At 52.1% G+C, this 22,908-nt stretch carries 19 protein-coding genes; 14 read left to right on the top strand and 5 right to left on the bottom strand.

The window, feature by feature from the left end; translation table 11 throughout:
- The first annotated feature begins 127 nt into the window (after window positions 1-127).
- Window positions 128-2,116 (top strand): excinuclease ABC subunit UvrC, encoded by a 1,989-nt coding sequence (gene uvrC / locus NDI52_RS11840; RefSeq protein ID WP_190771554.1) that lies wholly within the window; start codon window positions 128-130, stop codon window positions 2,114-2,116.
- A gap of 115 nt (window positions 2,117-2,231) precedes the next feature.
- Window positions 2,232-2,639: a peptide-methionine (R)-S-oxide reductase MsrB gene (msrB, locus tag NDI52_RS11835; RefSeq protein ID WP_190771553.1), complete on the top strand. Its 408-nt coding sequence runs from the start codon at window positions 2,232-2,234 to the stop codon at window positions 2,637-2,639.
- A 469-nt stretch (window positions 2,640-3,108) separates the two neighbouring features.
- On the opposite strand, the gene NDI52_RS11830 is transcribed toward msrB, so the two are convergent.
- Together NDI52_RS11830 and NDI52_RS11825 are read right to left on the bottom strand one after the other, a co-directional pair.
- Window positions 3,109-4,602, bottom strand: coding sequence for a tetratricopeptide repeat protein (locus tag NDI52_RS11830; protein ID WP_190771552.1), 1,494 nt, complete (start codon window positions 4,600-4,602; stop codon window positions 3,109-3,111).
- A gap of 15 nt (window positions 4,603-4,617) precedes the next feature.
- Complete coding sequence (locus NDI52_RS11825; protein WP_348256400.1) at window positions 4,618-4,782, bottom strand: hypothetical protein; 165 nt, start codon at window positions 4,780-4,782, stop codon at window positions 4,618-4,620.
- 264 nt (window positions 4,783-5,046) lie between these two features.
- Between NDI52_RS11825 and purD the strand changes: the two genes are divergently transcribed.
- The 5 genes from purD (at window position 5,047) to accC (ending at window position 15,406) form a co-directional block, all read left to right on the top strand.
- On the top strand, window positions 5,047-6,321 hold the full coding sequence (gene purD, locus NDI52_RS11820) for a phosphoribosylamine--glycine ligase (RefSeq protein WP_190771575.1): 1,275 nt from the start codon (window positions 5,047-5,049) through the stop codon (window positions 6,319-6,321).
- Window positions 6,322-6,642: 321 nt separating this feature from the next.
- Window positions 6,643-8,622 (top strand): two-component system sensor histidine kinase NblS, encoded by a 1,980-nt coding sequence (gene nblS, locus NDI52_RS11815; protein WP_190771551.1) that lies wholly within the window; start codon window positions 6,643-6,645, stop codon window positions 8,620-8,622.
- A 441-nt stretch (window positions 8,623-9,063) separates the two neighbouring features.
- A complete protein-coding gene (locus tag NDI52_RS11810) occupies window positions 9,064-10,248 on the top strand; it encodes a citrate synthase (protein WP_190771550.1) in 1,185 nt (394 codons plus the stop codon).
- Between the two features lie 1,128 nt (window positions 10,249-11,376).
- Window positions 11,377-13,911 (top strand): glycogen/starch/alpha-glucan phosphorylase, encoded by a 2,535-nt coding sequence (locus NDI52_RS11805; protein ID WP_190771549.1) that lies wholly within the window; start codon window positions 11,377-11,379, stop codon window positions 13,909-13,911.
- Between the two features lie 142 nt (window positions 13,912-14,053).
- Window positions 14,054-15,406 (top strand): acetyl-CoA carboxylase biotin carboxylase subunit, encoded by a 1,353-nt coding sequence (gene accC, locus NDI52_RS11800; RefSeq protein ID WP_190771548.1) that lies wholly within the window; start codon window positions 14,054-14,056, stop codon window positions 15,404-15,406.
- Window positions 15,407-15,548: 142 nt separating this feature from the next.
- Here the strand turns inward: accC and NDI52_RS11795 are convergent, their stop codons facing one another.
- Window positions 15,549-15,839: a YggT family protein gene (locus tag NDI52_RS11795; protein ID WP_190771547.1), complete on the bottom strand. Its 291-nt coding sequence runs from the start codon at window positions 15,837-15,839 to the stop codon at window positions 15,549-15,551.
- A 250-nt stretch (window positions 15,840-16,089) separates the two neighbouring features.
- On the opposite strand from NDI52_RS11795, the gene NDI52_RS11790 reads away from it, so the two are divergent.
- From NDI52_RS11790 to NDI52_RS11770, 5 genes are all read left to right on the top strand, one after another.
- A complete protein-coding gene (locus NDI52_RS11790) occupies window positions 16,090-16,212 on the top strand; it encodes a photosystem II reaction center X protein (RefSeq protein ID WP_190771546.1) in 123 nt (40 codons plus the stop codon).
- Window positions 16,213-16,656: 444 nt separating this feature from the next.
- Window positions 16,657-17,556, top strand: coding sequence for a Ycf66 family protein (locus NDI52_RS11785; RefSeq protein ID WP_190771545.1), 900 nt, complete (start codon window positions 16,657-16,659; stop codon window positions 17,554-17,556).
- Window positions 17,557-17,567: 11 nt separating this feature from the next.
- A complete protein-coding gene (locus NDI52_RS11780; RefSeq protein WP_190771544.1) occupies window positions 17,568-18,101 on the top strand; it encodes a PD40 domain-containing protein in 534 nt (177 codons plus the stop codon).
- Window positions 18,102-18,243: 142 nt separating this feature from the next.
- Complete coding sequence (locus tag NDI52_RS11775; RefSeq protein WP_190771543.1) at window positions 18,244-18,762, top strand: PD40 domain-containing protein; 519 nt, start codon at window positions 18,244-18,246, stop codon at window positions 18,760-18,762.
- A gap of 341 nt (window positions 18,763-19,103) precedes the next feature.
- Entirely contained in the window at window positions 19,104-20,546 is a 1,443-nt protein-coding gene (locus NDI52_RS11770; protein WP_190771542.1) for a trypsin-like peptidase domain-containing protein, read from the top strand.
- Between the two features lie 136 nt (window positions 20,547-20,682).
- Here NDI52_RS11770 and NDI52_RS11765 read toward each other — a convergent pair whose 3' ends face one another.
- Window positions 20,683-20,799 (bottom strand): photosystem II protein Y, encoded by a 117-nt coding sequence (locus tag NDI52_RS11765; RefSeq protein WP_190771541.1) that lies wholly within the window; start codon window positions 20,797-20,799, stop codon window positions 20,683-20,685.
- Window positions 20,800-20,941: 142 nt separating this feature from the next.
- Window positions 20,942-21,451 (bottom strand): gamma carbonic anhydrase family protein, encoded by a 510-nt coding sequence (locus NDI52_RS11760; RefSeq protein ID WP_190771540.1) that lies wholly within the window; start codon window positions 21,449-21,451, stop codon window positions 20,942-20,944.
- A 431-nt stretch (window positions 21,452-21,882) separates the two neighbouring features.
- On the opposite strand from NDI52_RS11760, the gene NDI52_RS11755 reads away from it, so the two are divergent.
- Together NDI52_RS11755 and NDI52_RS11750 are read left to right on the top strand one after the other, a co-directional pair.
- Window positions 21,883-22,392 (top strand): TIGR02652 family protein, encoded by a 510-nt coding sequence (locus NDI52_RS11755; protein WP_190771574.1) that lies wholly within the window; start codon window positions 21,883-21,885, stop codon window positions 22,390-22,392.
- A gap of 25 nt (window positions 22,393-22,417) precedes the next feature.
- On the top strand, window positions 22,418-22,870 hold the full coding sequence (locus NDI52_RS11750; protein ID WP_190771539.1) for a VOC family protein: 453 nt from the start codon (window positions 22,418-22,420) through the stop codon (window positions 22,868-22,870).
- Window positions 22,871-22,908: the final 38 nt, after the last annotated feature.

Genomic DNA, 22,908 nt, shown 5'->3' with positions numbered 1-22,908 from the left:
GGTGGGATTCTTCAATTGTTTGATGAGTATATCGGAGTTGAGACTCGCTACCATCAGAAGGTGGGAGGGTTTCTCCTCTGTCATCGCTTTTATCCATTCTTTTTTGGCATTGATGCCTGAGCTGCCTGTGACGTCATCCTCTAAAGCTGTGCCTTTACTGAAGGATCCCGATCGCCTTTCAGCGCGCCTGAAGGAGATTCCCCAGGAACCTGGGGTCTATATGATGCGGGACGGGTCCGACAATATTCTCTACATTGGCAAGTCACGGAGTTTGCGATCGCGCGTTCGCTCCTACTTCCGTCAGGACCAAAACCGGGAACCTCGGATTGCCCTGATGGCCATGCAGGTAGTCGAGATCGAATTTATCGTGACCGACACCGAAGCAGAAGCGCTGGTGCTAGAGTCCAACCTGATTAAAACGCACCAACCCCACTTCAATATTCTGCTGAAGGATGATAAGAAGTACCCGTTCCTCTGCATTACGTGGAGTGAGGACTATCCGCGAATTTTTATTACCCGGAAGCGATCGCTGGGAAAGACGCGCGATCGCTACTACGGCCCTTACGTTGATGTGGGAGCCCTACGCCGCACCCTCGGTATTGTGAAGCGGGTGTTTCCTCTACGACAGCGACCTCAACCTCTTTTCAAAGATCGTCCCTGTCTGAACTACGACATGGGCCGTTGCCCTGGTGTTTGCCAAAAAATTATCTCGCCGGAAGAATACCACAAGATCATGCAGAAAGTAGCGATGATCTTTCAGGGGCGAACCCAAGAATTGGAGGAGGCTCTGAAGACGCAGATGGAGAAAGCGTCGGAAGACTTGAACTTTGAGTTAGCGGCCCGGCTGAGGGATCAAATTCGGGCTCTGCAAACGTTAGGTTCGGATCAGAAGGTGTCGCTGACGGATGATACGGTATCGCGAGATGCGATCGCCCTCATGGCCGACGAGCATCACGCCTGCATCCAACTCTTTCAAATGCGAGCGGGTCGCCTGGTGGGACGACTGGGATTTGTGGCCGATGCTCAATCTGGAACTCCTGGGGCAATTTTGCAACGGGTACTGGAGGATCACTACGCAACGGTAGACGACGTAGAAATTCCCGGCGAAATTCTTAGCCAGCATGAACTGCCCGATACCGAGATGCTCGCAGCAGCCCTATCGGAGCGACGGAAGCGGAAGGTTTCGATTGATGTACCCCAGCGCCAGAGTAAAGCCGACCTGATCGAAATGGTGGAGCGCAACGCCGGATACGAACTGGCTCGTACCCAGCGCTTCACCGAGCGCAACAATCAGGCCATGCTGGATCTGGCAGAACTGCTCGACCTTCCCGACCTCCCCCACCGCATCGAAGGCTACGATATTTCTCACATTCAGGGGTCTGATGCGGTCGGCTCTCAGGTGGTGTTTGTAGATGGTCTGCCTGCCAAACAGCACTACCGCCACTACAAAATCAAAAATCCCACAGTGCAGACCGGCCACTCCGATGACTTTGCCAGCCTTGCTGAAGTGATTCAACGCCGCTTCCGCAAGTACCGCCGAGATGCCGATACGGCTGCACCCAGTTTGGGAGATGCGCGATCGCCCTCCAAAGAAACCCCCTCCGTCCTCACCGGACGCGGTGACGACTTCCCCGACGTGGTCATGATTGACGGGGGTAAAGGCCAGCTCTCTGCCGTAGTGGAAGCACTGCGGGAAATGAATCTACTGGAAGAAGTGCGGGTGATTAGCTTGGCCAAGCAACGGGAAGAAGTTTTCTTACCGGGTGAATCCAAACCGCTCAACACAGATCCCGAGCAACCGGGTGTGCAGCTCTTGCGGCGTTTGCGAGATGAAGCCCACCGCTTTGCTGTGAGTTTCCACCGGCAGAAGAGGAGCGATCGCATGCGCCGTTCCCGCCTGGAGGACATCCCTGGTCTTGGCCTGCATCGCCAAAAACTCCTCCTCGGCCACTTCCGCTCCATCGACTACCTACGGGAAGCAACTCCCAAACAAATCGAAGCAGTCCCTGGCATTGGCCCCAAAATGGCCCAGCAAATTTACGACTACTTCCACCCAAACCGCGAAGCCGCCTTACAGGAGATTGAGGAGGGAGTGGTGTCGGAGATGGGGAATTAGGAGCAAGGGAGAAGGTGTGCGGTGTGGGAAGTACACCACACCACACCAATGGGTAAGCCCTGAACTTCGTATAATGAGAGCAGAAGAAACAAAACGTTACAAGCCCAGGCTATCCATGGAAAAAATCCAAAAAACTGAAGCTGAGTGGAAGCAGCAGCTCACTGATCAGCAATTTTATGTAACTCGGAAAAAAGGCACTGAGCGGGCTTTTACCGGGGAGTATCATGCAAACAAAGCGTCCGGCACCTACAAGTGCATCTGTTGCGGCACCCCCCTCTTTAGCTCCGAGACCAAGTATGAGTCCGGTACAGGCTGGCCGAGCTTCTGGGCACCGATTGACCCTGAAAACGTGGCTCTGGAAGAAGACCGTACTCTTTTTATGCGACGAACTGAAGTGCTTTGTGCAGCCTGTGATGCTCACCTGGGTCATGTGTTTCCCGATGGTCCTCGTCCAACAGGACAACGGTATTGCATGAACTCTGCGGCTTTAAAGTTTGAGCCGGAAGAAACAGCCGAGTCTTAATTCTTTAAAAGTTCTGATGAACAAAGAGAGCGTGGAGCTAAGTTCCACGCTCTCTTTGTTCATCAGAACTTTGCATGACCGCTTTTTAAGGGTGTGAACGTTAACCGGTGAAGTCGCCTAACAATTCATGCAGGCCATCTGAGCGCGTATCGCTCAGAATTAGGAAGGTTATTTTTTGAAAAGCTACGCTCCGCGCGGCTTTTCAAAAAATAACCTTCCTAACCTTACGTAACCTCAGTTCGGGATAAGCTGCAGTGCTTATTTTGGCGTGCGCAAAGCGCACGCCAAAATAAGCATTTTCAAGTGCCGCACAACGCCCGGCACTCGAAAATGGCCTTAACCCGAACTCAGGTTACGTAAGACCGTACTTTATGACGGAAAGCAACTGTTTGGTGGTATAGGGTGCGAATCACCACACACCACCAAATATGGGCGAACTTAAACTGTCGAGCTCGCTAGGGTGCGCCAGTTAAGGCGGGCCGAAGGGGTCGAAGGGCGTGGGGCGCACGGGTTCCAGAGGGGACGTATCATTAGGGGCGATCGCTTCTCCTTCATCTCCTTCCGGTGCCTCATCTGATGACGGCACATCAAAGGGAGGGTTTTCTTGCAATTCTGGCTCTGCCACGTCTTCGGAGGGAGGAGTTTCTGCGGGTGGCTCGGAGTCGGTTGAAGGTCGTGTTAACGCTGTCAATTGCTCATTGAAATAGCGGACACGGCCGGGGTAACGCATTTGTTCTGCAAGACGCAGGGCTTGCTGGTAGCTGCTAATGGCCCGCCCTGTTTGCCCCTGTTCCTGGTAAATCCGCCCCATTTGGCTAAAGACTTCCATAATGCCCAGGCGATCGTAAGACTCTAGCTGCACAGACTGCAATAGTTGGTAAACCACTAGAGCATCATCAGGGCGGTTGAGATCCTCATACAGGCCAGCCAACTGTTCTAAGGCATCGCTGGCATAGCCGTATTGCTGCTGGGCCAAAGCGGCTGCATAGGCTGACTGGTAGTGATTTGCGGCTTGTGCTGGCTGCTGCGATTGACGATAGCTATTGCCCAGGGCAATTTGCAACTCTGGTAGTTTGAGGGGGTCGGTCTCCCTATACCACTCCACCAGTTGCGACAGGATGCCAATGGCCTGCTCGTACTGTCTCCCCTGTTGGTAGGCGTAGGCTAACTGCGTCAAGATATCTTCTTCACGAGCGCGATCGCCCCGTTGCCGTGCCCGCTGCAATAGCTCCTCATAGACTTGAGCGGCTTCTGCATAGTAAAACCAGCCCAGGTGTAAATCGGCCAATGACATAAGCGTGGACTCTTCTACCGCTGTGTCTCCACTGGCCCGTGCCTGATCCAAAATCTGGTCGTAGAGACGCACGGCTGCACTGTAATTGCGAAGAGTACGGTAGCTATCTGCGATGGAAAGCAGCAGCGTGAAGTTGAGGGGTTGTTGCAGTTGTAAATCTGCTTCAATTTCTTCCAGCCGAGCCGTAATCAGTCGTACCGCTTGGTTCTCGCTTTCCGACCAGGCGTACTCACCCACCCGCCCCAGGGCTGGCACTTCTTCCTGATAGCCCAAAACTCGCCGCAAGCGCAGTTCTCGGTACCAAATTTCAAAAGCTTGACGTTTGTTACCTGCAGCCAGCTGGGCCTGAGCCTCCAGGTTGAGGCGATTCAGTGCTTGTCGTAGGAAGTAAATTTCTAGCGGGCTAAAGGGGCGATCGACTACGGGTTGCGGCAGCAGTGGATCCGGCTCAGTTAATTCCAAGGGATTGGGAGGAAACTCTTCAGCCTCCTCTTGAGCCAGAGCAGGTTTGACAAGTCCAGTCATGGTTAGCACGACTAACCCCATCAGCATCAGCGTTAGACGGGACGCCCGATGAGCCTGTCCCCAAGGGAATAATGCCCATCGTTGCTTGGCTCTGGCTTTTTGCTCCTGCATCCGCATCATGGTGTTGTCTCTTGTGTGATCCATACCCGTTAGGCCGCCTCAAAGCGTTTGGGTGCCATCAAAGGGAACGTAAGATGGCTCCCGTTTGACTAAGCCCGACTGCTGCTTGAGCTGTTCAATCCTATCCCTCAACAGCCTACAGCAGAACCCTGCCCCTGTTTTCAGGACGTAGAATTCCCCTCCGGGTGTTTCCATTCCAGTCATATCTTCTGTTCAAATGCGCTGTAGTAAAGAAAATGAGCTGTGCTCAGGATGCTGCCTAGCAATTCTCATTTTGGGCTTCAAAACCGAGAGTTCGCGCCCGACGGGCGCAAACTCTCGGCTTTGAAGTTTGAAAATAGCCTGCCGAAGGCAGGCTACTTTCAAACTTCAATTCAAAATGAGAATTGCTGGATGGTGCCCTTTCTACTGGAGTTGGGGTTCGAACCGCTATAGAATGCTTTGGTTTCAGCAAATGGAGTCGATGCCGTGAAGGTTTTGGTGGTAGGCAATGGTGGACGGGAGCATGCATTAGCCTGGGGGTTACTGCGATCGCCCCAAGTCACGGAAGTTATCTGCGCCCCTGGCAACGGTGGCACAGCGACCCTTGCACGTTGTCGCAATGAACCCATCGGCGTTAGCGATTTTGACGGCATTGCCAACCTGGTGAAAACTGCCGCCATTGACCTGGTTGTTGTCGGGCCAGAGGTTCCTCTGGCAGAAGGCATCACTGATTTCCTCCGAACTCAGAGTGTTGCTGTGTTTGGTCCTTCTCAAGCGGGTGCCCAAATCGAGGCAAGCAAAGCCTGGGCCAAACAACTGATGGAGGAAGCAGGGATTCCAACTGCGACCGCAGCAGTTTTTGAAGAAAAAGAGGGGGCGATCGCCCACCTCCAAACCCACGGCGCTCCTATTGTTGTGAAAGCTGATGGGCTTGCGGCAGGCAAAGGCGTCACCGTAGCGATGACCGTTGAGGAAGCCCAGGCTGCCATTGAATCTGCCTTTGGAGGGCAGTTTGGCGACGCAGGTAACCGGGTTGTATTAGAAGAATTTTTGCAAGGCCAGGAAGCCTCAGTACTGGCTATTACGGATGGGAAAACGATTCGTCCGTTGTTACCCGCGCAGGATCACAAGCAGATCGGGGAAGGGGATACCGGCCCAAACACAGGTGGGATGGGGGTGTATGCTCCGACTCCGGTTGTGGATGATGCGCTGTTGGAGCGGATTCAGCGGGAGGTGCTGGAACCGGCGATCGCTCAACTTCAAAAACGCGGCATTGACTACCGGGGCATTCTCTATGCGGGTCTGATGATTACTCCCAACGGCGACCCAAAAGTGATTGAGTTTAACTGCCGTTTTGGGGATCCAGAAACCCAGGTCGTGCTCCCTCTGCTCGAAACTCCACTGCATGAGCTATTCCTGGCCTGTGTTGAGCAACGCCTGGCAGAATTTCCACCACTGCAATGGAATCCGGGCGCTGCTGCCTGCGTTGTCATAGCGGCCAAAGGCTATCCCGGTAGCTATCCCAAAGGCGACCCCATCACGGGTATTGCAGAGGCAGAAGCCACCGGGGCTGTAGTCTTCCATGCCGGAACTCGGTTGGATGGCGAAACGGTCTTGACGGATGGGGGCCGAGTGTTAGGGGTGACCGCGACAGGGGAGAGTTTTGAGAAGGCGATCGCCCAGGCCTATGCTGCCCTCGAACCCATTCACTTTGACGGTGCCTATTACCGTCGCGATATTGGCCATCGCATCCTAAAGTAGTTCAAGCGAACGGTTTTCGAGCTTTAGAGCCGAGAGTTCGTGCCCATAGTGCATAAACTCTCGGCTCTAAAGTTCAAAATGAGAACTGCTGCAACATCCCAGCAATTCTCAGTATGGGCATCAAAGCCAAGAGTTCACGCCTGTAGGGCGTGAACTCTTGGCTTTGATGCCCGAAAACCACGCGCCTTTGGCGCGCGGTTTTCGGGCCTGATTTCAAAATGAGAATTGCTGACAACATCCCCCTTCTTAGGAAAACTTGCCGAAGATGTTTATGATTTGAGTAGTATCTCTATGACCGATCCACGGGATGGTTGAAGAGCTTTGATCGATCTGCTAAACAAACTGCGCGAAATTTTACGGCACTGGTGGTCTGAATTTACCCTTCAGACCAAACTGATGGCTGCGGCCACTCTGGTCGTGTCATTGCTGATGAGCGGCCTTACCTTCTGGGCCGTCAACTCGATTCAGCAAGATGCCCGCATTCACGATACCCGCTTTGGCCGCGACCTGGGGGTGTTGCTGGCAACCAACGTCACCCCCTTAATTGGCGAAAACAACCTGGCTGAGTTGGCCCAGTTCTCCCAACGGTTTTACAGCAGCACCTCCAACGTGCGCTACATGCTGTTTGCCGATGCCGATGGCGAAATCTACTTTGGCATTCCCTACTCCCAAACTGAAGTTCAAAACTCCCTCACCATCCGACGACGGATGCAGCTCCCGGACAACTTTTCGCCGGATCTGCCCTTCCCACTGGTGCGCCAACACCTGACCCCCGATGGTGAAGTGACCGATGTTTTTGTACCGATTACCTATAACGGCAAATACATGGGGGTATTGGCGATCGGCACCAACCCAAACCCCACGGTCGTCACCTCCTCGCACCTGACGCGAGATGTCACGATCGCAGTGTTCGTTTCCATCTGGGTCATGGTGATTTTGGGGGCCGTATTCAATGCCCTCACCATTACCAAACCCATCAAGGAACTGCTGGTGGGTGTTAAAAATATTGCTGCTGGAAACTTCAAACAGCGGATTGATTTGCCCTTGGGCGGTGAACTGGGGGAACTCATCCTCAGTTTCAACGACATGGCAGAACGCCTGGAAACTTACGAGGAACAAAATATTGAAGAGCTGACGGCTGAGAAGGCCAAGCTAGAAACGCTGGTTTCCACCATCGCGGATGGTGCAGTATTGCTCGATCGCAATCTCCACATCGTGCTGGTTAACCCAACGGCCCGCAGGTTGTTCGGCTGGGATGCTGGAGAGGAGGTGCTGGGGCATTCGGTGCTGGAGCGGTTGCCCGAACCCCTTCGACCCAAGTTGTCAGAATTGCTGACAGAATTGGCGGAAGGCAAGCAGGAGTGCGACATATCGCGCGATCGCGAACCCTGGGAACTGTGCGTCACCATTCCTGGTTCTACTAACCGCACCATTCGTATCTGGCTCACAACGGTTCTCGATCAATCCCGGGAAAACCTGCGAGGGATTGCCATCACTGTTCAAGACATTACCCGTGAAACCGAGCTGAACGAGGCTAAGAGCCAGTTCATCAGCAACGTTTCCCATGAATTGCGAACTCCGCTATTCAACATCAAATCCTTCATCGAAACTCTGCATGAGTACGGCGAGGATTTGAACCAATCGGAGCGACGGGAGTTTCTGGAAACAGCGAATCGTGAAACCGATCGCCTGACTCGCCTGGTCAATGATGTGTTGGATCTATCCCGCCTGGAGTCGGGTAAGCGCTATCACTTTGATGCGGTAGATCTGGCACAAACCATCGATCAAACCCTCCGTACCCATCAACTTAACGCTCGCGATAAGGGGATTGAACTTCAGCAGGAGTTAGCCCCCGATCTGCCCACAGTGCTGGGCAATTATGACTTGCTGCTACAGGTCTTCAACAACCTTCTGGGTAACGCCCTGAAATTTACCCGGAGTGGTGGCTGTGTAGTTATTCGAGCCTACGTTTTGGAAGAACCGTGGACGACAACACCGACCCACGTTCGAGTCGAGATATCCGATACCGGCATTGGCATTGATCCAGAAGATCAGCACGCTATCTTCGATCGCTTCTACCGTGTTGAAAATCGCGTCCACACCCTGGAAGGAACAGGTTTGGGCCTATCCATTGTTCGCAACATCATCGAGAAGCACCAGAGTCACGTTCATCTGGTTAGTGAAGTCGGAGTGGGCACTACCTTCTGGTTCGACCTGCCCATCTATCAAGCGGGGCTTCCGATGCTCGAAAGCCACACGGCTCCAGGGGCTACAAGCTCAACTCAGGCAATTTCGCTGTAGGCGTGTGTGCTTTGCTAACATGCTTCCTCGGAACGTTTCAATACACTATGTGACCCCTTGCATGGCTTTCCCAGGCAAGGGTTCGCGTCTTTAAAGCGAACTCATGCAGGCAAGCTATTGAGTTTCTAGCAATTGCTGCGAACCATGACAGGTTCATGCTTCCCAAGCCGAAGCTGCTAAGATCGTAACTTGGCGATCGTCCAATCCCTTAAGCGGAATACAGCAAAAGTGCTGACAAAACACATCCAAAGGGGTTGTCGGCCTTAGAATAATTTGACCGAGTTATCCTGTGTTCGGCCGTTCCGCTTGGAGTGCCCCCATGGGATGTAAGGTCTCTCGGGAGCCCGCTCGTTTGACTCACAGGGTTGCCTGTCAAGCCTTTCTAAGGGGATGGCGATCGCGGGTTTTGGCTAACCTTTAGTCCGGGTATACGGTGAAACTATGACGGTTGCTTGCGAATATAGACCGGGTTTGGAAGGAGTCCCCGCAACCCAATCCTGCATTAGCTATGTGGATGGACAACGGGGTATTCTCGAGTACCAGGGCATTCGAATTGAAAATTTGGCCAAGCATAGTAACTTTCTGGAAACGGCCTACCTCCTGATTTGGGGTACTTTGCCCACCCAACAGGAACTAGAAGAGTTTGAGCACGAGATTCGCTACCATCGCCGCTTGAAGTACCGCATCCGTGACATGATGAAGTGCTTCCCCGAAAGTGGCCACCCGATGGATGCCCTGCAGGCATGTGCGGCTGCGTTGGGCTTGTTTTACTCACGGCGGGCTTTGGATGATCCTGCCTATATTCGGGCTGCGGTTGTACGGTTGCTGGCCAAAATCCCCACAATGGTGGCGGCATTCCAACTGATGCGCAAGGGGAATGACCCCATTCAACCGCGCGATGATCTCGATTACTCCGCCAACTTCCTCTATATGTTGACGGAGCAAGAGCCTGATCCCCTCGAAGCCCACATCTTTGAAACCTGCCTCATTCTCCACGCCGAGCACACCATTAACGCCTCTACTTTCTCGGCGATGGTGACGGCCTCCACTTTGACTGACCCTTACGCTGTGGTCGCTTCAGCGGTAGGCACGCTGGCTGGCCCACTTCACGGGGGAGCCAGCGAGGAAGTGATCCTGATGTTAGAAGAGATTGGTTCTGTCGAGAATGTGCAGCCCTTTGTGGACAAGTGCCTAGAGCAAAAAGCACGGATTATGGGCTTCGGCCACCGGGTTTATAAAGTCAAAGACCCCCGTGCGACCATTCTGCAAGAGCTGGCAGAGCAGATGTTTGAAAAGTTTGGCCACGATGAGTACTACGACATCGCGGTCGAATTGGAACGGGTGGTTGCTGAAAAGCTGGGCCACAAGGGTATTTACCCCAACGTAGACTTCTACTCAGGGCTGGTGTACCGGAAGCTGGGGATCCCAACGGATCTGTATACTCCCGTGTTTGCGATCGCCCGAGTCGCTGGTTGGCTGGCCCACTGGAAAGAGCAATTGGAAGAAAACCGCATTTTTCGACCCACTCAAATTTATACCGGGCTCCACGATATCCCTTATATTCCCATTCAAAAGCGGGGATCAAGTCAGGAGGATAAATTGGTGGCTGAGCTGATGATGCAATAAGTCAGCCAATATGAAGATAAAAGCGTTGATTTTTGCTAAAAATCAACGCTTTTGTCGTTTTCAGGACTTACCAAGTTGCATTGGGTGCGGAGTGAAGCACGCGGTAACCAATAAAAAGGCACTTGAGCTGACTCTGTAGACTTCCTACGTGAATCGTTGCGTAGCCATCGCTACGCAACGATTCACGTCCTCAAAAACGGATTCATGCAGGAGGTCTACTGATGTTGCGCAAGTCCTTTTAGTAATACTTGCTACAAAATTTTGGAGACGTAGAGCTACGAGAAGGACGCTCGATGCATCGGGCCTATTTTCTCTGTTTCCTAAATGATGGGTCATGCCCCTCTTGTTATTTCTGAGAGGGACTGTAATTATTAACTCAAGTGACGATTTTCAGGAACTCCGAGCCTCAGGTGACTTATATCACCTGGGGTTTTTTATTACCTTAAGCGGCTCTTCTCAAAACGCTGTAGGGTAAGCCTGCAAAGATTTGGCTCTACTGATATATACACAGACTGTTTGGCACAATCCGCACATTGCTCGATTTGATCACGATTTTTTGGGGATCGAACTAGGGCTCACGAGCTCAGTACAGGACAGAATTTCTAAAATTTAGACTTTTCATCGTGCTAGTGAAGTTAGCGCAACGAAAAGCCTGAATTTTAAAGATGGTTTAATATTTCTCCCTTACTTGAGTACACCGTGTGTAGCCTGCAACCCCTAGAACGGAGTAATGATCTGGTCGGTTTAAGGTTTGTGAGTGGGATCAGTTTAGAAGTCTTGTGATCAAAGTCTTAAATTTTTTGGGGATCTCTAGACAATTCAAAATAGTCGGGCACAATACAGGCAGCAATGCCAGAGGTATGTCTTCCGGTACTTTGATTCAGACAGAAGCTGTTTCCATTGTAATTATTTAGGTAGAGCTGAACCTTGACGGGAATTCCAGTTGTACAGGTTGCTTCACTCACTGGGTTTCCGTTGCATTTTGTACTATGGGAAACATCCCATTGGCTTGACTCCAGTTAGGTTGACTTCGGTTGAAAACGTCCCGATCTCCCTACACATTTGAAGCTCCATCGCTCGTTGACAATCGTTTAGATTTTTCAGACTGATCCCTAAGGAAAGTAAGCTATGCAAACGTTACCCGATTCTCCACTGGTTTGCCCTCCTGTGCGCGTTGAGGACGACCGCACTGGGCTCAATGTGGAAACCTTGAAGCGGGCCTTTCTCGACAACCTTTTCTATATCCAGGGCAAGTTTCCTGACATCGCGACACAGAACGACTACTACATGGCGTTGGCCTATACGGTGCGCGATCGCCTCCTCAAACGCTGGCTCAAAACAGCTCACACTTACGCCCAACGAGGCTCCCGTACCGTCTGCTACCTTTCCGCAGAATTTTTGATGGGACCACACCTGGGCAACAACCTGATTAACCTCGACATCTACGATGACATCAAGCAGGCCATGGAAGAATTGGGCCTGGACCTGGATGTACTGATGGAACAGGAAGAGGAGCCAGGGCTGGGAAATGGTGGTTTGGGCCGTCTGGCCGCTTGCTACCTGGATTCCATGGCATCTCTGGAGATCCCTTCCATCGGTTATGGCATTCGCTACGAGTACGGGATCTTTGAGCAGGATATCCGCGACGGCTGGCAGGTGGAACGTACTGACAAATGGCTAAAGTATGGAAACCCCTGGGAAATTGCCCGTCCTGAATGGGCGGTTCCTGTTAAGTTGGGCGGTCACACTGAGCATTACACCGACGACAACGGACGCTACCGTGTACGCTGGATTCCCTATCAGGTGGTTCTGGGAGTTCCCCACGATACGCCGCTTTTGGGCTATCGGGTAAACACGGCGAATACCCTGCGCCTGTGGCGTGCCGAAGCACCAGAATCCTTTGACTTTGAAGCCTTTAACTCTGGAGATTATGTTGGGGCTGTACAGGAAAAAATGGTGTCGGAGAACCTGTCGAAGGTACTCTATCCCAATGACAACATTTCCCAGGGCAAGCAACTGCGTCTGGCCCAACAAATTTTCTTTGTGTCCTGCTCTCTGCAAGACATGATCCGCATCATGGAGCAGCAGAAGCTGCCCTTGGAGCAGTTCCACGAGAAGTTTGTGGTGCAGTTGAATGATACGCACCCGGCTATCTCCATCGCTGAACTCATGCGCCTGTTGATTGACGAGCACGGGTTTGACTGGAACAAAGCCTGGCACATTACCACCCATACGTTCGCGTATACCAACCACACCTTGCTTCCTGAAGCACTGGAGCGCTGGCCCCTGAAGCTGTTTGAAACCATGCTTCCCCGGCACTTGGAGATTATCTACGAAATCAATCGTCACTTCCTGGATGATGTGCGGATCAAGTTCCCCGAGAACCCGGAGATGCTGACCCGCATGTCCATTATTGAGGAAGGGGGCGAACGCTATGTTCGTATGGCTCATTTGGCCTGCGTTGGAAGCCTGGCAATTAATGGAGTAGCGGCACTTCACACTGAGCTTTTGAAGCAGGATGTGTTGCACGACTTCTTTGAAATGTATCCGGAGAAGTTTAACAACAAGACTAACGGTGTCACCCCTCGCCGTTTCATGGTGGCGAGCAATCCTCGCCTAACTAACCTGATTACCAGCAAGATTGGTGATGGTTGGATCAAGAACCTGGACGATCTGCGGAAATTGGAAGCCTATGTGGATGAGCCAGAGTTCCGCCATGAGTTCCGTCAGATCAAGCGCGCCATCAAGCAAGATCTGTCCAACTATGTTCAGGAAAATTATGGGGTGACGCTGAATCCCGACTCCATGTTCGACATTCAGGCCAAGCGGATTCACGAATATAAGCGCCAACACTTGAATGCGCTGTATGTCGTGACCCTCTACAACCGACTGAAAAATAACCCTGATCTCGATATCACCCCCCGCACCTTCCTGTTTGGGGGCAAGGCTGCACCCGGCTATTACATTGCCAAGCTGGTCATTAAGCTGATCAACTCCATTGGGGATGTGGTGAACCGTGATCCCGATGTGCGCGATCGCCTCAAAGTCCTCTTCCTGAAGGACTACAGCGTTAAATTTGCTCAGCGGATTTATCCCGCTGCTGACTTATCAGAACAAATTTCTACTGCGGGTAAAGAAGCGTCGGGTACCGGCAACATGAAGTTTGCCATGAACGGGGCACTGACCGTGGGGACATTAGATGGCGCAAACATCGAAATCCGTGAGGAAGTCGGAGCGGATAACTTCTTCCTGTTTGGCCTGACGGCAGCCGAAGTGTATGCGATGAAGTCCAAGGGCTACAACCCACGGGAGTACTACGAAAACAATGCCGAACTGCGGTTGGCGATGGATCGGATCTCCTCGGGCTTCTTTTCCCATGGCGATCGCGACCTGTTCAAACCCCTGATTGATGGCATGCTAAACCGCGATGAGTATATGCTCATGGCTGACTATCAATCCTACGTGGAATGTCAGGATCGGATTAGCGAAGCCTTCCGGGATACCGAGCGGTGGACACGTATGGCAATTCTGAATGTCGCTCGCATGGGTAAGTTCTCCAGCGATCGCTCCATCCGCGACTATTGTCAGGACTTCTGGCAAATCTCGCCAGTTTCCATTGAGTTGGAAGAATATAGCCCTGACACCATTCCTACGTTGCAGTAAACGCTTTTAGAAAAGAACGCGGGGGCTTTGCTCCCGCGTTCTTTTTTTTGTACAACACTCGCGACAGGCGTCATGTACGCTTCGGTTTCCACCGCATGGTAGGATGAAGCCTTGACTGTATTCTCTATAACCCGCTCTCTCGATGCGTTTCGAAAAGATTCTGATTGCCAACCGGGGAGAAATTGCCCTTCGTATTCTGCGCACCTGTGAAGAGATGGGGATCGCCACCGTTGCGGTACACTCCACCATTGACCGCAATGCTCTCCACGTTCAGTTGGCCGACGAAACTGTCTGCATCGGTGAGCCCCCCAGCAGCAAAAGCTATCTCAACATTCCGAATATCATTGCCGCAGCTCTGACCCGTAATGTTAGTGCCATCCACCCTGGTTATGGCTTCCTGGCAGAGAATGCTCGGTTCGCAGAGATTTGTGCCGATCACCAGATTACCTTCATTGGCCCGACTCCTGATGCGATGCGAGCGATGGGCGATAAGTCCACCGCCCGTGACACGATGTATCGCTTGGGTGTGCCTACGGTGCCAGGTAGTGATGGCCTGCTAACAGATGAGAAAGAGGCGTTGGCGATCGCCCAAACCATCGGCTACCCCGTTATGATTAAGGCCACCGCTGGCGGCGGTGGTCGTGGAATGCGCCTGGTGCGAGCAGAAGATGAGCTGATCAAATCCTTCCTGGCAGCTCAAGGTGAAGCAGACGCAGCCTTTGGCAACCCTGGTTTGTATCTAGAAAAATTCATTGAGCGTCCCCGCCACATCGAGTTTCAAATTCTGGCGGATAGCTATGGCAATGTAATTCACCTGGGCGAACGGGACTGTTCTATTCAGCGCCGCCACCAAAAGCTATTGGAAGAGTCACCCAGCCCTGCCATGACGCCAGAATTACGTCAGCAGATGGGTGATGCCGCAGTGAAGGTCGCTAAGGCTATCGGCTATGTCGGGGCTGGCACCATCGAGTTTCTGCTGGATCAAAGCGGGCGCTTCTATTTCATGGAGATGAATACCCGAATTCAGGTGGAACATCCCGTAACCGAAATGGTGACCGGAATTGATCTGATTGAAGAGCAAATCCGTGTGGCTCAGGGTGAAAAATTACAGCTGACTCAGGAGCAAGTAAAGCTGACCGGACACACCATTGAGTGCCGCATCAACGCCGAAGATCCTGATATGAACTTCCGGCCTAATCCTGGTCGTATCAGTGCCTATCTTCCTCCCGGTGGCCCCGGAGTACGGATGGATTCACACGTCTACACAGACTACGAAATTCCGCCCTATTACGACTCGCTGATTGGCAAACTGATTGTCTGGGGGCACGATCGCCCAGCAGCGATCCGCCGGATGAAACGCGCTTTACAAGAGTGCGCTATTACAGGTCTTTCCACGACCATCGGCTTCCACCAAAAGATTTTAGAAACTTCGGAATTCAACGAAGGCAAGGTTTACACCAACTTTGTTGAGCAAATGATGCAGCGCAAATCCTAGGACAAACAGGGTTTACGCACTCTTGCGTGTAACGCCTAACGAAAAGAGAGAGGGATTTCACCCTCTCTCTTTTCGTTGAAAAGCCTGACCTTGCTCGGAAGATCGCATGCAACCTTCCGGGCAAGGTCAGGCTTTAGGATTTTTAGAAGCGATTCATCATTGTCAGCAAACCCTGCTGGCCGACGATTAATTCTCGAAGCAGGCTAAAAATTCCCACCCAAACGATCGGTGTAATATCGACACCCCCTAAAGGCTGAATTAGTTTGCGGGAGGGAGCCAAAAACGGTTCTGTGGGAATCGCCACTAGGGAAAAGGGCAATTTGGTCAAGTCTGCTTGGGGATACCAGGTCAGCACGATGCGGAAAATAAAGAGCAAAATCATGAGCCCAAATAGCAGACTTAACCCCAGGGAGGCGATCGCAGTGGTAGTCATAAACTCGTAAACCTGGAACGTTACGTTTCTCAATCTTTATTTTATCGCGATCGCCTACTCAATAGTCTTCGCCCCCCCCTCATCACGAAGGGGCAAAGTACATTCACAATCCAGGGGGCGCTTATGGTGAAAAGGTTGCGTAGCGGTACTTTCACGACATTTCAAGACAGCTTTGAAACATAACTGAGTAAAGCGTAAGTCCCTGATAAAATAAGTACACACTTGAGATGACCACGTTAGGACAAATCCCATGACCCCATCTTTGATGAACTTTTTCTACAGCCTTCTGGCTGGTGTGCTCATCGTTGTGGTTCCCGCAACGGTTGGCCTGATCTTCATCAGCCAAAAAGACAAAATCCAGCGCGGTAGCTGAGGTTGTTTATTAACGTGTAAGCAGGGGGCTTCCATATTGGGAGTTCCCTGTTTTTCATATTCCTTTAAAGGGACAATCAGTACCCTTTCAAAACAATCGGTCTCCTTCAACGTACGAAAACGTGAATCTCCAGGCTTAAAACGGGCTTGAACGATACATGTCTTTACGTTCAAGCTGGACTCTGGTATAGATGGTCAAGCGGTTTTCGTGAAATTTTCTAGCCTCCTCAATAATTGAGTCCTTAAAAAGGAGGGTGAAAAGTTGATTTTTCGTCGTTATAGTGCACGAAAAGCTAACTCTTCCCAGGTTTTAACAGGTAGGCTCTCAGGGTTAGCTGACTCGATGAAGCCGCTAGAAGGCAGATTCATCTCCGTTAGCCATAATATATGGTGGAGAGTCAGAGCATAAATCGCTAGGATTAAAACAGGTTTTCGGAGAACGGCGATGGTAGAGGTCGGACTGAACTGGAGTAATTTTGTGGCATCGGGCTTGCTAACGCAGCCGGTGTTGGCCCAGGTAAACCTAGGGGCTAATCCTGCGGTGTTTTTGGGCGTTGTGCTTGCTGTTAGCGGAGCCGGTTTGTACTTTTTGCGCTCAATTCGTCCCCAATTAGCCCGGGATTACGACATTGCCCTGGCGGCGGTTGCCCTCCTCTGTGGGTTCATCCTGTTTTTCCAGGGATGGCGTTTAGACCCCATCCTCACCTTTGGTTACTTTCTGCTAGCTGGAGCTGCAGGCTTTTTTGCCTTTGAGACTCTGCGCCTGCGGGGAGCGACTGCCGAGCAAGCCAAGCGCTATACTCCCCTCGTAGATGATGAGCGCCCGGTAAGCCGCGTTTATCGTGCTGAGCTGGATGAACTGAGCCCCGTTGATGAGCGTCCTACGACTCGTCGCATTCGGGCCAGCCGCGACTATCGCTCTTCTGATGCCGAAGACTATGGTTCTGAGGATCGTCGTCCTTCGGTGCGAGGTTCGATTGAATCTCGAAGCGATCGCTCGGCCCGTCGTCGTTCTGCCTCCAGTCGTCCCTCCAGCAGTAGTCGTCCTTCCCGTTCTAGCCGTGCTGATGATTGGGGTGATGAACCACCTGCGCCCTCGGCTCGTCAGGATCGCAGCTTCTGGGATAATGACGATGATTTTGGCAGCGATCGCTCCTCCACTTCCTACCGTAGTTCGAGTAGCCGTGGGCCATCCTCCCGTCCCCGTCGCCCTCGTCCTCCCATCGATGACGATATGCCGTCGTCCCGTCGCCCTCCCATCGATGATCGCTCCTCGGATTATGTAGACTATCAGCCGGTGGACTACGGCGATTCTGAGATCGACAATTCCAATAATTTCGACTAAGCAGGGTATCCATGCGGGATAACGTCCTGCGTCGTATAGGAATTTTATTGGGGCTGATAGGGTTATTGCTGACCCTGTCAGCTTGTTCTAATCAACCCCAACCTGTAGAACCTGGGGTTCTAAACAGTCTTTATACCGATGAGCAGCCTTCCCTCAGTGGGAGTGGCCGCTATTTAGCGTTGGTTTCAAATCGGGATGGCCATCGCCGCTTGTTGCTCTATGACCTGGAGGAGCAAGGCTTTATCTCGTTGCCCCGCTTAAATCGACAGGATGCGATCGCCGAAACCCCCAGCCTGAGCAATAATGCTCGCTACATTGTGTACGTTGCTAGCGGCAGCGGTCGGCCCGAAGTCGAGCTGTACGATCGCATCACGCAATCAGCTCAGGTGCTGACAGCTGGATATCGTGGTTGGGTCCGTCACCCCAGTATTAGCCCGGATGGCCGCTACATCACCTTTGAGTCGAGTATTCGCGGTCAATGGGACGTTCAGATATTGGATCGTGGCTCTAATATCGAATTAGATGTATTGGATGGTCGTCTGTAACATTTGGATGGGTTTCGTGGGCGTTTTAAGCCCGCGAGATCAATGTTCTCTTGAAGGCGAATAAGCGAGAGTTTTTTCCTGCTTGGCCTCACAATAGAGGGTTGTAACCGATTGGCTCGATGTGTCTGGTAGTGCTTCACCTGTGAAATGGCTTGTGTGTGTGCTGGCGATCGCCCTGGTCAGTTTTCTCAGTGGTTGTAGCTCGGGCCAGCTCCTTGGTTTGCCCCTCGATACGGCAGGGGAGAGTCTCAATAGCCCCTACGCCGAGACGGAACCGCAGTTTGTCAATGGCCAATACCTCGTCTTTATCTCCGATCGCAATGGTAGCCAGGATGTTTTTCTCTACGACCTGAAAGCTCGTCAGTTAATCGATCTCCCCAATCTGAATACAGCCGATAGCGTTGCCTCCCATCCGGGAATTTCCTCCAATGGCCGCTACATTGTCTTTGCTAGCAGTCGCCAGGGGGAGTCTGATATCTACCTGTATGACCGAGAGGTGCAGACGCTGAAAAACCTCACAGCAACTCTAGAGGCAGATGTTCGTTATCCAACCATTAGTGGCGACGGAGAGCGCATTGCCTTTGAGTCTAACGGGCGGGGACAATGGGATATTGTGGTGTGCGATCGTATGGGTAAACCTCTTGCTCTTTCGAGTGAGTAATTTAAACCCATTTGTATGGCGCTGGGCGCTCAAACCGAGGACGTTTATTTCTGAAAAGCTCGGCTTCATGCGGCTTATCAGAAATAAACTGTCTTAAGCAACCTCAATCTGGGATAGTCAAGAGTTTTTTCGAGGGGCGCGCTAATCGCGCCCCTCAAAAAAACTCTTGGCTCAAACTCAAGTCATCCAGGTTACGTATGGCTATATAACGATCCGGAAAAAAATCCGGATCATTTTTCAGTAGGAATGGATGACGATCTGAAATCCCATTGTCACAATAAGAAAAAAGCTAACTTTTGAACCTGCTTCCATTGCGTATTTAATTGGCTAGCGATCGCAGCATGAAGAATTCTCTCATCCGTCACGTTTCCTCGGGTTTACTCGCTACGGGCCTATGCGCCTCTCTCCTACTGGATCTACCGGGCCTCTTGACTTCCCAAGGACGCCTTCTGACCCAAACTGCCCAGGCCCAAACCGAGGAGGAAGTTAATGTTCGAGTTTACGCTGAGGCCAGCCCGGCGGTTGTGTCCATTGAGGCTGGAAATAGCACCGGGAGCGGCAGCATTATTACACCAGATGGCCTGGTTCTGACCAATGCCCATGTGGTTAGTCAGGCTCAGCAAGTGACCGTCGTGCTAGCCGACGGCCGTCGGGTTCCTGGAGAGGTTGTGGCGTTTGGAGAAGGTGGCTTAGATCTGGCCGCTATTCAACTGCAAGGGCAGCGCAACCTTCCAACCGTAGAACTGGCGGAGCACAGCTCCGTTCAGGTGGGGCAGCGCGCCTTTGCTATTGGAAACCCCTTTGGTCAGTTCCAAAATACGCTAACCATCGGTATTATTAGCCGCGTTGACCCCAACCGGGGGCTTCTACAAACCGACGCTTCCATCAACCCAGGTAACTCAGGGGGTCCTCTGCTAGATAGCCATGGGGAAATGATTGGGGTAACCTCTGCCATCTTTGCTCCGACCGGGCCGGGAGGCAATACAGGAATTGGGTTTGCGATCGCCGTTGACCGTGTGCAGTCCTTCTTGACAGCTGTCCGCGATGGAACCGCTCCCCGTACGGCCCAACAATCGCCCCTCCTGGGTGGCGGTCGTGAGGCACAGCGCATCACCCTCGGGGCTCCCGCTGTGCAGGGGCGTCTCGATACCTCTAGCAGCGTTCTGCCCTCCGATGGCAGCTATTTTGATGCCTACACCTTCGAGGGGCAACAGGGACAACAGATTGTGATTGAGATGGCGAGCAGTGACATGAATGCCTACGTCATTTTGCTGGAGCCGAATGGCGATAATCTAGGCCAGGATGACGACAGTGGTGGCAATAATAATGCCCGTCTGGTGACAACTCTACCCCGCAGTGGGATCTACACGGTGTTAGCGAACACCCGTCTGGCGGGTGAAGTGGGTAGCTACCAACTGGGAGTGTCAACTCAGGGACGAACGCCTTCTGCCGGAACGACCAGCAGCTCTCTAATCCTGCAGGAGCAGGGTGCGCTGGGGCCTAATTCTCCGGTTTGGCAGGAAGATGGCAGCCTCTATCAGGAATACACCTTCCAGGGCAACCAGGGGCAGCAGGTGACAATCACGATGGAAAGCGGAGAGTTTGACACCTACCTGATGCTCTTTGATGAGCGCTACCAGATCATCGACCAGAACAATGATGTCTCCCCCCAGAACACCAATTCAACCCTGGTGTTGACTCTTCCTTATACAGGAACCTATCGAGTGGTAGCAAACGCGCTGGATCGCTCAGGGCGGGGCCGTTTCCAACTCACAGTTCGTTAGGGAGAGCAGCCTTATACAATAAGAAGTTCGTGGTACATTTCCCACGAACTTCTTATTGTTAAGCATATATACCACTCTTAAAAAAGCCGGGTTCTCATAAATGAGAACCCGGCTTTTGAATGCAGTAGGCAATACCCTAAGAGCGGTTGATGAAGGCCTGGGCTTGCTTGAGGGCCAGTTGCCCAATGTTGTAGAGCGCCCAGCTTCCGGCCAAAATCACGGGTAACAGCACAATGAGAACGCGCCAATCCATGATGAATCCTCCCCTTAAGATTTTTATACTATTCTCATCTTTGTTTTTATTTTGCAATTAACTGGAGCCGTTGACAAGAAGGCAACAGGAAAAGGTGCATTTGAAGGAGTTAGGTACGATCGCACCTCAACTCCTTCAAATGCTAAAATCCGACATCTGTGCCTGTCCCTGCATGAACCCGGGCTAACTTTTCGTAGCGGTGGGCGTGTTCGATCAAATCAGCGGCTTCTTCTTCAGAAACTTCTCGGACAACTTTGGCTGGTGTACCGACAGCAAGCGATCGCGCCGGTACATCCTTGGTGACCACCGAACCCGCCCCAACAATACTCCCGGCTCCAACCCGTACACCGTCTAATACAATCGCCCCAATTCCAATCAAGCTGCCTCGCTCAATGTGCGCGCTGTGAACGACGGCTCGGTGCCCAATGGTCACATAATCTTCCAATATCGTTGGCTTGCCGGGATCGCCATGAAGAACGGCCCCATCCTGAACATTGGTTCCTCGTCCGATATGAATATGTTCCAGGTCTCCCCGAGCTACGGCTCCGTACCAGATGCTAGCCCCTTCTGCGAGGGTGACCTTGCCAATTACGGTGGCATTGGAGGCGACAAAAGCAGCGGCGGATAGATCAGGGGTATTCCAGTAATTCATTCATGTGCTCCTGAGTCAGCTTGAAAAGGTAAAGCTTTGTATCAATTTACAGCCTCTGTTACGTTCGTTCGGACATCAGAAACGAGTGGCAGTACTGCCCTACTCGCTTCTAATGTCCTAACGAAAATGACGTTAGCAAGAGCTGCATCGGCGTGATGTCAAGAAGTTCGGGGCTTTACAGCGGGCCACACCACATCATGGTTTGTCATATTACTGTAAGAGAGAAGAGGAATGGGTAATCGGTCTTTGGCAATGGATAAGAAACCCTTTTTTGGAAAGGTTCCTGGGGTCGATGCAAAAATTACCCGGCTGTGGTGTGATTAGATGAGGAAAATGAAGTAAATACAGCGAATTAGCCTGCCCAACTGGGCGTACGGAGTATAATAAAGCCACTATTTATGGCACATGCAGACCCTCCCGGTAGCGATCGCATGACGAATCCAGCCTTGCAATATCCAATATTTGGGCCAGAGATTCAATGCCCTCACTGCCGACAAACCATTCCGGCTTTGACCCTGACGGATACTTACCTTTGTCAGCGGCACGGTGCATTTGAGGCTAACCCAAAAACAGGCGAACTGGTTCACCTCCAATCTGGTCGCCACTGGCGCCAGTGGAACAACGAATGGTATCGCCAGCACACTCATCCCGATGGCATCCGCTTTGAGATCCACGAGGCCCTCGATCGCCTTTATACCCAGGGCTATCGAGCAACCCGCGTGATCATTGCCCGTCGCTATCGAGATTTAATCAGCACGTATTTAGAGCGCAGTACCCCCTGGCGGGGGCAGGCAGATCCATCCCGGCCCCGGCTGTATGGCCTACCGGTCGAGTTCAGTCCTGACCCAACGGAGGAACCCTGCTGGGATGTGATCAACTTCGATCTGGAGAAGGAGCCAGGGGCACCGGTGCGGTATCCCTACTTCCGGCTATTTGAATAGCGTCTAATTTTGTTGGGAGCGGCACATGCATCATGCTTCCATTCGCACGGCAGATATCTTCCGGGCAATCGCCTTCTACGAATTATTGGGGTTTGAGGTGCACGAGCGGTTCACCGCTGGAGTGACTCTAGCCTGTTGGATGGAAGGGCTGGGCGGACGGATTGAGTTGCTACAAGTACCTCAACCTCGCCCTGCTGCTGATGCCTTTAGCGATGAACATTACACAGGCTATTACCATCTATCCTTTGACCTAAGTCATCAGACCAACGACCTACCTCGATGGTTAGCAGATTTGCAGGCAAAGTTCCAGAGGGCCAGTCGTGACTCGTCCCAAGTAGCGCCACTGACGGTGTTACTGGAGCCACAACAGCAGATGATTGGCGATCGCGTCTATGAAGTCACGTTTATCGCCGACCCCGATGGTCTACCTTTAGAATTCATTCGTCAGATGAAGGGCAGCCCTCGTGCGTCTGGTTAGGATGAATTTGGGTGGTTCGTAAACAAATACGAAGGATG

The sequence above is a fragment of the Leptolyngbya sp. PL-A3 genome (assembly GCF_039962325.1).
Lineage (GTDB): Bacteria > Cyanobacteriota > Cyanobacteriia > Elainellales > Elainellaceae > Vacuolonema.
This window is presented reverse-complemented; position numbering and strand designations above follow the sequence as displayed.